General features: G+C 54.7%; 15 protein-coding genes. 8 read left to right on the top strand and 7 right to left on the bottom strand.

Features of this window, described 5'->3' with window-relative positions; genetic code table 11:
- Positions 1-82 precede the first annotated feature (82 nt).
- The 7 genes from DW350_RS06400 to DW350_RS06370 form a co-directional block, all read right to left on the bottom strand.
- On the bottom strand, positions 83-916 hold the full coding sequence (locus tag DW350_RS06400; protein WP_192954834.1) for an alpha/beta fold hydrolase: 834 nt from the start codon (positions 914-916) through the stop codon (positions 83-85).
- Between the two features lie 136 nt (positions 917-1,052).
- Entirely contained in the window at positions 1,053-1,772 is a 720-nt protein-coding gene (locus tag DW350_RS06395) for a Slp family lipoprotein (protein WP_115718078.1), read from the bottom strand.
- A gap of 2 nt (positions 1,773-1,774) precedes the next feature.
- On the bottom strand, positions 1,775-2,386 hold the full coding sequence (locus DW350_RS06390) for a M50 family metallopeptidase (RefSeq protein ID WP_192954833.1): 612 nt from the start codon (positions 2,384-2,386) through the stop codon (positions 1,775-1,777).
- Positions 2,383-2,652, bottom strand: coding sequence for a hypothetical protein (locus DW350_RS06385; protein WP_115718076.1), 270 nt, complete (start codon positions 2,650-2,652; stop codon positions 2,383-2,385). The genes DW350_RS06390 and DW350_RS06385 overlap by 4 nt, the downstream gene beginning before the upstream one ends.
- Before the next feature lie 7 nt (positions 2,653-2,659).
- Complete coding sequence (gene tsaB, locus DW350_RS06380) at positions 2,660-3,334, bottom strand: tRNA (adenosine(37)-N6)-threonylcarbamoyltransferase complex dimerization subunit type 1 TsaB (RefSeq protein WP_115718075.1); 675 nt, start codon at positions 3,332-3,334, stop codon at positions 2,660-2,662.
- Entirely contained in the window at positions 3,331-5,232 is a 1,902-nt protein-coding gene (gene yoaA / locus DW350_RS06375) for a DNA repair helicase YoaA (RefSeq protein WP_115718074.1), read from the bottom strand. Before yoaA ends, tsaB begins: the two co-directional genes overlap by 4 nt.
- A 48-nt stretch (positions 5,233-5,280) precedes the next feature.
- Positions 5,281-5,574, bottom strand: coding sequence for a hypothetical protein (locus DW350_RS06370; protein ID WP_152032943.1), 294 nt, complete (start codon positions 5,572-5,574; stop codon positions 5,281-5,283).
- A 279-nt stretch (positions 5,575-5,853) separates the two neighbouring features.
- Here DW350_RS06370 and hisG point away from each other — a divergent pair, with 279 nt between their 5' ends.
- Genes hisG through hisIE form a run of 8 tightly spaced genes read left to right on the top strand, consistent with a single transcriptional unit; the run spans position 5,854 to position 12,737 of the window.
- Positions 5,854-6,756 carry an ATP phosphoribosyltransferase gene (gene hisG / locus DW350_RS06365; protein ID WP_115718072.1) on the top strand — a complete coding sequence of 301 codons (903 nt, stop codon included), beginning with the start codon at positions 5,854-5,856 and terminating at the stop codon, positions 6,754-6,756.
- A gap of 3 nt (positions 6,757-6,759) precedes the next feature.
- A complete protein-coding gene (gene hisD / locus DW350_RS06360; RefSeq protein WP_115718071.1) occupies positions 6,760-8,022 on the top strand; it encodes a histidinol dehydrogenase in 1,263 nt (420 codons plus the stop codon).
- Positions 8,019-9,008: a histidinol-phosphate transaminase gene (gene hisC, locus DW350_RS06355; RefSeq protein WP_115718070.1), complete on the top strand. Its 990-nt coding sequence runs from the start codon at positions 8,019-8,021 to the stop codon at positions 9,006-9,008. Before hisD ends, hisC begins: the two co-directional genes overlap by 4 nt.
- Positions 9,001-10,068, top strand: coding sequence for a bifunctional histidinol-phosphatase/imidazoleglycerol-phosphate dehydratase HisB (gene hisB / locus DW350_RS06350; RefSeq protein WP_115718069.1), 1,068 nt, complete (start codon positions 9,001-9,003; stop codon positions 10,066-10,068). Before hisC ends, hisB begins: the two co-directional genes overlap by 8 nt.
- Complete coding sequence (gene hisH / locus DW350_RS06345; RefSeq protein ID WP_115718068.1) at positions 10,065-10,652, top strand: imidazole glycerol phosphate synthase subunit HisH; 588 nt, start codon at positions 10,065-10,067, stop codon at positions 10,650-10,652. Before hisB ends, hisH begins: the two co-directional genes overlap by 4 nt.
- A complete protein-coding gene (locus DW350_RS06340; protein WP_115718067.1) occupies positions 10,646-11,380 on the top strand; it encodes a 1-(5-phosphoribosyl)-5-[(5-phosphoribosylamino)methylideneamino]imidazole-4-carboxamide isomerase in 735 nt (244 codons plus the stop codon). The genes hisH and DW350_RS06340 overlap by 7 nt, the downstream gene beginning before the upstream one ends.
- Entirely contained in the window at positions 11,362-12,129 is a 768-nt protein-coding gene (gene hisF / locus DW350_RS06335) for an imidazole glycerol phosphate synthase subunit HisF (protein WP_115718066.1), read from the top strand. Before DW350_RS06340 ends, hisF begins: the two co-directional genes overlap by 19 nt.
- Positions 12,126-12,737 (top strand): bifunctional phosphoribosyl-AMP cyclohydrolase/phosphoribosyl-ATP diphosphatase HisIE, encoded by a 612-nt coding sequence (gene hisIE / locus DW350_RS06330; RefSeq protein WP_115718065.1) that lies wholly within the window; start codon positions 12,126-12,128, stop codon positions 12,735-12,737. Before hisF ends, hisIE begins: the two co-directional genes overlap by 4 nt.
- Positions 12,738-12,751 lie beyond the last annotated feature (14 nt).

Below are 12,751 nucleotides of genomic sequence, written 5' to 3'. Positions count from 1 at the left end.
CAACTGAGTTTTTACTCGAATTTTCTGGATCTTCCCATAGACCGGGGGCTTGACTCAAGATGGATCCAGAACAAATTTCAGTTCACGTCAACGTTAATTGCTGTTCAAGTTGCAAAGCTAATGTTACAGGGCTTTGTAAATGGCAGTGATGACCTCCATCAATCCAGTTTGGCTTATCAATGTTGAGCACTGCCATTTCCCGGTTTAAGCGGGCTTCATCTTGGCTATACATGCCTTCAGTACCGAGAAACAGCCGCACCGGGCAAGCGCATCCTGCCACTAATGCCTTAGCTTGCGTTTCGGTTAACCGCAGCGGCGATGTCGCTTTAAGCTTCGGATCGGTAAGCCAATGATAGCCGTCGTCACGTTTTATGCTGGCTCTTGTTACCAGTGGCAGCGCCTGTTCGGCGGAAAAATCGCCATTTTGGCTACGCACCTTGGCCATGGCTGCTAATGACGCGTAAACCCGCCCCTGCCTGTTGTCATGTTTTAGGCGCGACAGTATTGCCCCTTTCACGGTCTGCAACGCCTGCTCTGGTGCTGTGGTGATAGGCAAAATGCCGTCGATAAGTTGAATTGACTTAACCAGTTCAGGGAAAACACCGGCAAAGGTTACGCTGAGCATGGCCCCCATGGAGTGTCCCAACAGGTGTACCGGTGCGCCTAGTTGTTGAACAACCTGATAAATCTCAAACAGATAGTCGACGAAATAATAGGCACCCTGGCGATGGTCAGAGTGGCCGTGCCCCGGTAAATCAAGGGCAACTAACTGCCCATACTGCCAATGCTCGGCAAGGGCACTAAAACTGGCAGCATTGTCCATCCAGCCATGAAGGGCGAGCACCGGTTCACCTTTTCCCCAACAAAGGGCTTTTAAGGTCATACCGTTATCGAGAACAAAGGTCTTTTCTGTCATAGGCAGCTTTAGCCCGCACTCGTTATCCAAGCCGGTCATCTAACATGAGTGGAAGAAAAAGGAAATTGGCAAGATGCCGTCCATGGCCTTGAGATTAGAGAATAAAAAGCAGAGCTAGGCTCTGCCTTTTTAACCGTTAACGTTGCTTTTGAGGGGCGCTACGCTGGTGACTGGCAGGCACGCTAACGCTCTTATTGGTGGCAGGTTTACTGCTATTGCTAGGCGGTTTGCCTTGCGGATGATTGCCCTGCTCCGGTGGCGGCATGGGGTGGCCAGGCTTAGGCGCTTGGGGGCCGGTAATGCGCGCACGATAAGGGCCATGGCCATAAGCCCCCCAATAGCCGTAGCCGTATGGGCCGCCCCACCACGGACCCCAAGGGCCCCAGGGTCCCCATGGACCAGGGCCATTGTAGTAATAATCCACTTGCTGTTCCGGTGCCCACAGCTTGAAGTTCTGAATAAGCACAACCGGGTAGGTGTATTCAAAGTCACCCACTTTGCCCTTCTCGCTGGGTAAAACCTGGCCAATTAGGGCAATTCGATAGCCTTTCGGTACCGATACCGGGTCAACAAAACCTTTGATGTAGGCATAAAAACGGCCTGGGCTTGGTTCATCCAAGCGTGGCTTGCCGCTATTACTCAGCGGTGTAAACACCACTTCAATACGGGTTTTGTCTTTAAAATTGGTGACATTGGTGATCACCCCGCCCCAGCGCGCCGTTTTGCCCACTTCTTGGCCTTCACGCGCTAAGTTGTAAGCCGCAAGGCTGGTGCCTTCTGGCACTTGAAGCTCATTGGGCATGGTGGCACAGCCAGCCAGCGCCAATGCCGCCACAATAAATAGATTACGCCACATGGTTACCTCCGAGTGACTATCCACACGACAGTAGATAGACCTATAAAAACCCAAATCATTACAAAGATAAAGGAAGGTATTGCCGTCAATTCATAAAGTAAGTGGCCATCACCGCCTGCATAACCAAGCAGTTGCAAAGGGGAAAGCAGTGCATTAACCAGCAAGGTGGCAGCCATTAGGGCCCACAACCACTGGCCTTTCGCCGCGACACGCCAGAGCATAGCCACTACCAGTAATAATACTGAAATCAGTAAGATAGTCAGCCAATCTCGTACCCACAAAAAGGTAACGGACAGTAACGCGGCAACAAGCAACGGGCAGAGCCAGCGGTACGCCGAGGCCCGTTTTGCCCCCTGCCACAATAATAGGCCGCATAAGCTGGCAGCAGGATAACCGGCAAAGGCAATCAATACCGGCCAGCCACCGCTACTAAAACAGCGGCCGCTGCCATTGCCGTAAAGCACCAACTGATGAACCTGGCCACCGGTAAGCATCGTGACCAAACCATGGCCGAGTTCGTGAAAGAGAGCGGTAAACCACAGAAAAGGCAGATTAACGACAGGAATGAATTGCAAAAAAATGGCGGCAAAAAGGGCCAACAACGACCGCTTCACACGTACAGGTCCACACCCAGCATCGACGAGGCTTCGTCTTTTTTGGATTGTCTATCCAGCGACTGGTATTCAGCGATAGCGCGGCGGTTACGATTGGAAGGCTGGTCGTATTGCACTTGGTAGCCTTCGGCCGCGGCTACCCCTTTCGGGCTGTAACGCACCAGATCGGTGCTGGGCTGGGTATTTTCAGACGACGATGTCGACACCGCCGGCTGAGAAGCCGGTGGCTGCGAACTGGGCTGATAGGGCGTCGACTGAATGCGCATCTAGGTATTATTCCCGGCCGGGGAGCTTTTTCCAGGTCACTTTATCACGAAGATACACCGGCTCAACATTAAGCGCATCGGTGTAACGTCGATCATTATAGGCGGCAATCGCCAACGGCAACATAAACCGGGCATCTGGTAGACGAATATCACTGTTTTCAAGCCCTAACTGCGCGGCCAGTTCAGGGTATACATCAAAACCGGTGCCAACAGCCAATGCTGGCCAAGGGGTCGTTACCACCTCAGGTGCCATTACCGCTTCTTCGCCATTGAGTACCATCAGGCCGTTTTGCTGTTGATAGGCCCCCACATAAAGCTCTCCCATACGGGCATCAATGGCAGCCAGCACCTTGGCCGCCTTCTTTTGTACCCATGCTTGCTGCGCCATGGCCGCAAGGTTAGATACGGTGATCACCGGCTTTTCAGCCGAAAAGGCCAACCCCTGCACTATGCCAATGCCAATACGCACACCGGTAAAACTGCCGGGGCCTTGGCCAACCACTAACGCGTCAACATCGTCAAGACGAAGGCCCGCATCAGCCAGCAATTGGTCAATCATGGGTAAGATTTTCTGGGTGTGCTGCTGTGGGCAAACCTCGAAGGTGCCCAGCACCTCATCGCCTTGTTGCAGCGCCGCGCTGCAGGCTTCGGTTGCCGTATCCAGGGCAAGCAATACGGTCATGTTGTCTCCGAAAAAAACGCCAGTGCCTGATTAAGATCCCGCGTTCGTTTAAACGGCGGCAGGCTTTTTACAAAGGTTTGGCCATAGGGCCGGTTAACCAGGCGGTTGTCACAAATCACTAATACCCCGCGATCGCTGCCGTCACGAATAAGACGCCCTGCCCCTTGCTTCAAGGCAATAACGGCCTGAGGCAGTTGCAAGGTAGCAAAAGGGTCTTCACCTTTTAGGCGGCAATCTTCACTGCGTGCCTGCAATAAAGGGTCGTCTGGGTGACCAAAAGGGAGTTTGTCGATAATAACACAGGACAACGCCTCACCACGGACATCAACCCCTTCCCAGAAGCTGCCAGTACCCAGCAGCACTCCGTTCCCGGCTTCAATAAATTGCTCTAACAAATTGCGCTTGGGCGCGGTGCCTTGCACAAAGAGCGGAAAATCCAGCTTATCTTCGAGCCACCGCGCCGCTTGGCCCAGCATGCGGTGCGAGGTAAACAGCACAAAGGTGCGACCGCCGGCCTTTTTGATCAGCGGCAGCATGGGTGCCAGTAACTGCTCGGCCGAGCGCTGAATGTTGGGTTCGGGCATGCCGCGCGGCACCACCCAAAGTCCCTGCTGGGGGTAATCAAAGGGGCTATCGAGAATAAGGGTTTTAGCCGGTTTTAGCCCAAGCAGACTATTAAAATGCGAAAAGCCTTCATCAACCGCCAAGGTCGCCGAGGTAAATACCCAGGCGCTGGGATGTTCTTCAACCAAAGCGGCGAATTTATCGGCCACCGACAAGGGGGTTAGGTTTAGCGACAAATGCCGGCGCGTGGTTTCAAACCAATAACTAAAGCCCAGTTTACCGGTATCCAGCACCCGTGCCAGACGGTTTTTTATCACCGCCAACCGCTCGTAGAGGTTGTCACCGCTTTCGCTGCGGCCAAGGTTACTTTTAAGCACCTCCACCACAAAATCCAAGTCTTGGTTCACCTTACCCAGCACCGGCTCCAGGCCTTTTTGAATTTGCCGCAGGTTACCTTTTTGCGGCTCGTCACCCAGCCCTAAACGCATATCCATGGTGGTAGTGGCCAAACGCTCGGCGGCCAGGCCCAACTGGCGCTGATCTTTAAGCTCGGTGCGCACGCACACTTCTACGTCTTTACATAGGTCCTGTATTTGCCGGGTAGAAACCGACTCACCGAAATACTGGCAGGCAATATCGGGCAGCTGATGAGCCTCATCGAAAATGACCGCATCGGCTTTGGGGATCAATTCACCAAAACCGGTGTCGCGAATAGCCATGTCGGCAAAAAAGAGGTGATGGTTTATCACCACCACATCGGCGTCCATGGCCTTTTTACGGGCTTTTACCAGATAGCAGTCTTCAAAATGCGGGCAATCACGGCCCAAACAGTTGTCGGCGGTGGAGGTGACATGGGGAAAAACACCGGCATCTTCCGGTAATGGCAATTCAGCAATATCGCCGCTTTCGGTACGCGGCGCCCAGCGCGTCACCTGGGTAAATTCCGCCAGCACTGCCGGCTCTAACAGGTTGGTGTCGGCTTCACGGGCTTTAAGCCGGGCAAGGCATAAATAGTTAGAACGGCCTTTTAGCAGCGATAACGCAGGCGCCCGCCCCAAGGCATCGCGAATACGCGGCAAATCTTTTAAAAAAAGCTGTTCTTGCAGGGCCTTGGTACCGGTAGAGATGATGACTTTTTTGTCGGCTTTTAGCGCTGGCACCAAGTAGGCGAAGGTTTTACCGGTGCCGGTACCCGCTTCCACCACCACAGTGCTGCGCTCAGCAATGGCTTCTTCCACCAAGTGCGCCATATCCAATTGCGGCGCCCGCGGTTTAAAACCATCAATGGCGGAGGCCAAAGGGCCATCGGTTGCGAAAAGTTGGTCGAGGGTCATGGGATCTGCAGCCTGCGAAACAGGCCGCCGAGCTTACCACGCTGGGGATTAGGCAAAAAGATCCACGTCTGGGGCGCTGTTGTCTTCGTCTTCGACATCAATGCCGCGCCGGTCATAATAATGCATGGTTTCGCCCTTGCGTTTGCGCTTGCGCCGGTCCTGGCGCTCACGGCGTTTATTTTGCCGATCGGCCGTTTCGGCCACCGTATCAGGATGCGCCTCGGCTTTTGCTGCGGGCTGCGTTTTCTGCACTTCCTGTACCCTGCGCTCCGGCGGCGTGGGCTCCGGGTTCGGCTTGGGCAGAAAGGGCAAAAACGGATCTAAGTTGATCATCGTCATCACCTCTGCTCATTTATCGTCCAAAATTTCATGGTCTTTAGGGGTTGTCAATCAATAACCAACTCGGTTATGGTGAATGCACAAACTTTACGAGCGCATATTTACGCAAATGATTACTGTCCTCCTGAACACCGTGCATCATCATCACGCCACCGAGTAGCCTTCAGGAGGATATTCGTCTGGAAGGCTATGGTCCTTCCGGCGGATGTCACGGTCACAGCACCAGACGTAAAACCCCGGCAGGACACCTAGCCGGGGTTTTTACTTACTGGAACAACGATCATGACTACCGATAAAAGCCGTTTACGCATTGCCATCCAAAAATCCGGTCGCTTAAGCCGCGACAGTGAAAAACTACTCTCACAATTGGGCGTTAAATTTGTCATGCGTGACAACCGCCTGATAGCCCACGCCGAAAATCTTCCTATCGACATTCTGCGGGTACGTGACGACGACATTCCCGCTTTGGTAATGGACGGCATCATTGACCTGGGTATCGTTGGCCAAAACGTCTTGGAAGAAGTGGAGCTAGAGCGCAAAGCCGACGATTTACCGGCCAGCTACCGCGAATTAAAAGCCCTGGGTTTTGGCAAATGCCGTCTGTCGCTGGCCATTCCAGAAGACGAGGTATTTGCCAGCGCCGAGGCCTTAAATAACAAGATTATCGCCACCTCTTACCCTCGCCTATTGGGCCGCTACTTAGCCGAGAAAGGTGCCAGCTTTAAGAACTGCCAACTTAACGGCTCTGTGGAAGTGGCTCCCCGCGCAGGCCTTGCCGACGCAATCTGTGACTTGGTGTCTACCGGTGCCACCCTAGAAGCCAACGGCCTGAAAGAAGTCGAAGTGATTTACCGTTCGCAAGCCACACTTATCGCCCGCCAGCAAGCCTTTGAACCGGCCAAACAGCAGCTGATAGACACCCTGATGACCCGCCTTAAAGGGGTACTGAGCGCCCGCGAAAGTAAATACATCATGTTGCACGCCCCCAAAGACAAACTCAGCGAAATCGTTAAATTGCTGCCCGGCGCTGAAAACCCAACCATCTTGCCGCTCGCCGGCCAAGAGGTAAAAGTGGCACTGCATGCCGTAGCCAGCGAAACCCTGTTCTGGGAAACCATGGAAGCCTTAAAAGCCCTTGGCGCCTCAAGCATTCTGGTGCTGCCCATCGAGAAAATGTTGGATTAAGCCATGCTAACCATTACCGATTGGGCCGCCCTTAGCCCACAACAGCAACAAAGTTTGCTGACTCGCCCAGCGCAAAAAGACAGCGCCAATGTTCGCAGCATCGTTACCGATATTTTGGCGGCGGTACGAAACCAAGGGGCCAGTGCCCTGGAACGCTACGCCAAAGAGCTGGATAAGTACCAAGGGCCACGCTGGGTTGCCACCAAAGACGCCTTAACCAGCATTAGCCCTTCTCTTCGCCAGGCGTTAGAGCAAGCCGCCGAGAACATTAGCCGCTTTCACGAAGCGCAGCGGCCACAAGCGGTAAGCGTTGAAACGCTGCCAGGCGTGGTGTGCGAGCAGCGCTGGCAGGCCCTTGAGCGTATTGGCATTTATGTACCGGGCGGTTCGGCACCACTGCCTTCGTCGGTTTTAATGCAAGCCATTCCAGCACGGCTGGCCGGCGTTGAAGACATTGTTTTGGCCACCCCAGGCCCAGTGCCCGATGTCATCTTGGCTGCCGCCGCTTTAGCCGGTATTCCGCAGGTATTGGCTTTAGGCGGCGCTCAAGCCATTGCCGCCATGGCTTACGGCGACAAACCGGTAGTGAAAATTTTCGGCCCCGGTAATGCCTTTGTGACCGAAGCCAAACGCCAAGTGGCGCTCGATGGCATTGCCATTGATATGCCCGCCGGCCCATCAGAAGTCATGGTATTGGCCGATGCAAACGCCAATCCGCGCTTTGTCGCCGCCGACCTTTTAAGCCAAGCCGAGCACGGCCCCGACTCGCAGGTAGTACTGGTAACCACCAGCCAAACCCTGGCCGACGCGGTTAACCAGGCTTTGGAGGCCTTAACGGCAACCCTTTCGCGCCAGGCCATTACCTTAAAGGCGTTAGAAAATAGCCGCACGCTGGTGGTGAAAAGCGAAGCTCAATTGGTTGCCATTGCCAATCAATACGCGCCAGAGCACTTGATTTTACAACTTGAGAACGCCGAGCTGCTGCTGGGCCGCCTGAAAAATGCCGGGTCTATTTTTGTCGGCGCCTATAGCCCAGAATCGGCTGGCGATTACGCTTCAGGCACCAATCACGTATTGCCAACCTATGGCTTGGCCAAAAGCTATTCCAGCCTCGGGCTATTGGACTTTATGCGCCGCTACACGGTACAAACCTTGTCAAAAGCCGGCCTTGAAAGCCTCGCCCCCACGCTAATCGCCCTGGCCGATGCCGAGGGTCTGGATGCCCACAGATTGGCGGTAACTGTTCGCCTGGAGGATAAGGCATGAGTATTTTTGACTTGGCGCGTCCCAACATTCGTGAATTGGTTCCTTACCAGTCAGCACGCCGCATTGGTGGCCAGGCCCAGGTGTTTGTTAACGCCAACGAAGCTGGCGGCATGGTTAATGCCAGCTTTGACGGTGCCATCAACCGCTACCCCGGCGCCCAGCCCACCGACCTTATTGCCGATTACGCCCGTTATTGCGGCCTTAGCCCCAAGCAGCTCTTGGCTACCCGCGGCGCCGATGAAGGCATTGAAGTATTGATCCGCACTTTTTGCGAACCGGAGCTGGATGCCATTTTAATTCAGCCCCCCACCTACGGCATGTACGCCATTACCGCCGAAACCTGCGCGGTAGCGGTAAAAACCACGGTGTCTTTATTGGAAGCCGATATCAGCGACGCCAAACTGGTGTTCGTTTGCCGCCCCAATAACCCAACCGGCGAAATGATGGCGAAAAGCGATCTTAAAGCACTGTTAGATAAAGCCTCTGACCGGGCGTTGGTGGTGGTGGACGAAGCCTATATTGAATTTAGTGAAGCCGACAGCGTCGCCAGTTGGATTGCCGACTACCCCAACCTGGTAGTGCTTCGCACCTTTTCAAAAGCCTTTGGTATGGCGGGCCTGCGCTTAGGTATGGTGCTCGCCAACGAAGAAGTGATTGCTTTGCTTGCCAAGGTACTGGCCCCCTACCCCATTGCGGTACCGGTGGCCGCTATTGCCCGCCAGGCGATGACCGACCAAGGCCTGGCCGTCATGCGCGACAGGGTGCGGGAAGTTAACGCCCTGCGCGCCACCTTAGTGAAAAACCTACAAGCCAAGGGCTACCAAATCATTCCTTCGTCGGCCAACTTTATTCTGGTGGACGGCGAGGCCCTTTTTGAGCAATTACTGGCAGGGGGCGTACTGGCCCGTAAGCTCGCCGGCAAAACCCGCATTTCCATAGGTTCCAGTGACGAAATGGCCAAAGTACAGGAGGCCATTAATGGCTAAGCCCATTCTTTTTATCGACCGCGACGGCACCCTTATTACCGAGCCGGACGATTTTCAAATCGACAGCTTTGAAAAATTAAAGCTCGAGCCCGGCGTTATTCCGGCGCTACTCACCTTGCAAAAGGCCGGTTATGAACTGGTGATGGTATCCAACCAGGATGGCCTTGGCACCGACAGCTACCCCAGTGCCACCTTTCAAGGCCCCCACGACCTTTTGATGCAAATCCTCGAAAGCCAGGGGGTGAAATTTAAAGAGGTGCTGATTTGCCCGCATTTTGACGCCGACAACTGCAGTTGTCGCAAACCCAAGTTGGGTTTGGTGCGCCACTACCTCACCGAAGGGCTGGTCGATTTTACCAAAAGCGCCGTTATTGGTGACCGGGCTACCGATGTGGCCATGGCCGAAGCCATGGGCGTTAAAGCCTTTCAATACAACCCGCAGACATTAGGCTGGGGACAAATCACCAAGGCATTAACGGAGCAGCCACGCCAGGCACAAGTTACCCGTACCACCCGCGAAACCAACATCAATGTGTTTGTTGACCTCGACGGTGGCCCCAAAGCCGCCATTCGCACCGGCATCGGCTTTTTCGACCATATGCTCGAGCAAATTGCTGTGCATGGCGGCTTTACCCTAAGCCTTAACTGCGACGGCGACTTGCATATTGATGACCACCACAGCGTTGAAGACTGTGCTTTGGCATTGGGTGAAGCCGTTAAAAAGGCACTGGGTAACAAGCAAGGTATCGGCCGCTATGGCTTTGTGCTGCCAATGGACGAATGCCGCGCCGAAGCGGTAATGGACTTTTCTGGCCGCCCCTTTTGCAAAGTGGACGTTAACTTCAGCCGCGACCACGTCGGCGAACTGGCCACCGAAATGGTGCCGCACTTTTTCAAAAGCTTTAGTGATGCCGCCAGTATGACCCTGCATTTAAGTGCCAGCGACGGCAATGCCCACCACCAGGTTGAAGGGCTGTTTAAAGCCTTTGCCCGGGCACTGCGCCAAGCGGTCAGTAAAACAGCCGGCACCGAGCTGCCAAGCTCCAAGGGGGCCTTGTGATCGTTATTCTTGATACCGGCTGCGCCAACCTGCGCTCCTTATTTAACGCCGTTAAGCGCTTAGGTAAAGAGCCGGTGGTCACCAAAGATTTAGCCACCATCAAAGCTGCCCGCCGGGTGTTTTTACCCGGCGTTGGTACCGCTGGCGCCGCCATGAACAGCATTGAAGCGCGCGACCTGACCGCAACCCTTCGTGAGCTTACCCAGCCGGTGATGGGCATTTGCCTGGGGATGCAGCTACTCACGCGCTACAGCCATGAGTCCAACGTTAACTGCCTGGGGCTGATTGATGCCGAAGTGCGGGAACTGGACGCACCAAGGTTGCCGCACATGGGCTGGAATCAGCTTTCGTGCATTAAGCCTCACCCCATCTTTGACGGCATCGACGAGAATGACTGGTTCTATTTTGTGCACAGCTTCATGGTGCCGGTAGGCCCTTACACCCTGGCCCAAAGTGAGCACGGCGAGCCCTTTTCGGCAGTCATCGCCCATAACAACGTCATTGGTTCGCAGTTTCACCCGGAGCGCTCCGGCAAAAGCGGCGCCATTATGCTGCAGAATTTTTTGGAGAAAGAACCATGCTGATCCCGGCCTTGGATATTCTCGATGGCCAGGTAGTACGGCTTTTTAAAGGCGACTACGGCCAGGTTACCCGCTATGGCGCCGAGCCAGCCGAGCGCTTTGCCAGCTACGCCGCCGCCGGCGCTGAGTATTTCCACCTGGTGGATTTATCCGGTGCCCGCGATGCCGCCAAACGCCAATGGAGCGCCCTTCGTGATGTAATTCGCCAGTCGCCACTGCCAATTCAAGTGGGCGGCGGCGTGCGCTGTTTTGAAGACGTACAGCAGCTGTTGGCCCTTGGCGCTAATCGTGTGGTGGTAGGTAGCCTTGCCATTAAAAACCCCAGCTTGGTTGCTGGCTGGCTTGACGCCATAGGCCCGGAAAAGCTGGTGCTGGCCCTTGATGTGCGCTTTGACGGCAGCGATTGGTACCCAGCCAGCCATGGCTGGTTAGAAAAAGCCCAGCAAAACCTCGACAGCCTGCTGGCGTATTTCACCGAAAATGGTGCCAAGCATTTTTTAATTACCGACATCGACCGCGACGGCACCTTAACCGGCGCCAATGCCGAGCTATACAGCGAGCTGACCAAGCGCTACCCAAGCATTGCCCTGCAAGCCTCTGGCGGCGTGGCAAGCCTTGCAGAGCTGCCCGCATTAAAGGCCGCTGGCGTGCAAGGGGTCATTCTTGGCAAGAGCCTTTTAGACGGCAAATTCACCCTTGAGGAGGCAAGCGCATGCTGGCAAAACGCATAATTCCCTGCCTGGACGTTCGCGACGGCGTGGTAGTCAAAGGGGTGCAATTTAAAAACCACGAAGTGGTGGGCGACATCGTCGATTTGGCCAAACGCTACAGCGAAACCGGCGCCGACGAACTGGTGTTCTACGACATTACCGCCAGCTCTGACAGCCGGGTGGTCGACAAATCCTGGGTGTCAGCGGTGGCCGAAGTGCTGGACATTCCTTTTTGTGTCGCCGGCGGTATTCGCAGCATCGAAGATGCCCGCACCTTGCTGGCGTTTGGCGCCGACAAGGTGTCCATCAATAGCCCGGCACTGGAAAACCCCGACTTTATTAACCAGCTCAGTCAAGAATTTGGCCGCCAGTGCGTGGTGGTCGGTATTGACTCTTTTGTGACCGACGACGGCGAGCTGCAAGTCTGGCAATACACCGGCCGCGAAGACAAAGCCCGCACCTCTGGCCGCGCTACTCTCGATTGGGTTCGCGAAGCCGAGCAGCGCGGCGCCGGTGAAATCGTGCTGAACATGATGAACCAAGACGGCATGCGCAAGGGCTACGACTTAACGCAATTATCGGCAGTGCGTGCTGCCACTCGCCTGCCGCTTATCGCGTCAGGCGGCGCGGGCGAAATGCAACATTTTAAAGACGCCTTTGAGGCCGGCGCTGATGGTGCCCTGGCGGCATCGGTGTTTCACAAAGGCATGATTGCCATTCCCGATTTAAAAGCATGGCTGCTGGCACAAGGTCAGGAGGTTAGACCGTGAAAGTGACATTGGATAACGTAAACGAACTGGATTTTGCTAAGGGTGACGGCCTGTTACCCGCCCTCATTCAAGACCGGGCCACCGGGCAAATTCGTATGCAAGGTTATATGAACCTTGAGGCGGTAAAACAAACCATCGAAAGCCAATTGGTGACCTTCTATAGCCGTTCCAAAGAGCGGCTGTGGGTAAAAGGCGAAAGCTCGCAAAACGTCTTAAAGGTGGCGTCAGTACACACCGATTGCGACAACGACAGCATTTTGGTGCTAGCAGAACCGGCTGGCCCTACCTGCCATTTAGGCACCGATAGCTGCTTTGGTGATGCCAAACCCAACCTGGCATTTTTAGCCGAGCTTGAAGCGATCCAAGGCCAGCGCCTAAAAGATGCGCCAGAGTCGTCTTACACCGCCAAACTGGCCGCCCGAGGCATCAATAAAGTGGCGCAAAAGGTCGGCGAAGAAGGTGTAGAAGTGGCGCTGGCCGCCGTTGCGGAAAGTGACGAGGCTTTGCTGGGGGAAAGCGCTGACCTTTTATATCACCTATTGCTCACCTTAAGAGTGCGCGGCCTTGGCCTAAAGGACGTGGTTAAGGTGCTTGAAAGCCGCCACTGAAGAAAAAACCCCAC

The sequence above is a fragment of the Gallaecimonas mangrovi genome, from assembly GCF_003367375.1.
Lineage (GTDB): Bacteria > Pseudomonadota > Gammaproteobacteria > Enterobacterales > Gallaecimonadaceae > Gallaecimonas > Gallaecimonas mangrovi.
The sequence above is the reverse complement of the archived record's forward strand: the minus strand, read 5'-3'. Positions and strand labels throughout refer to the sequence as shown.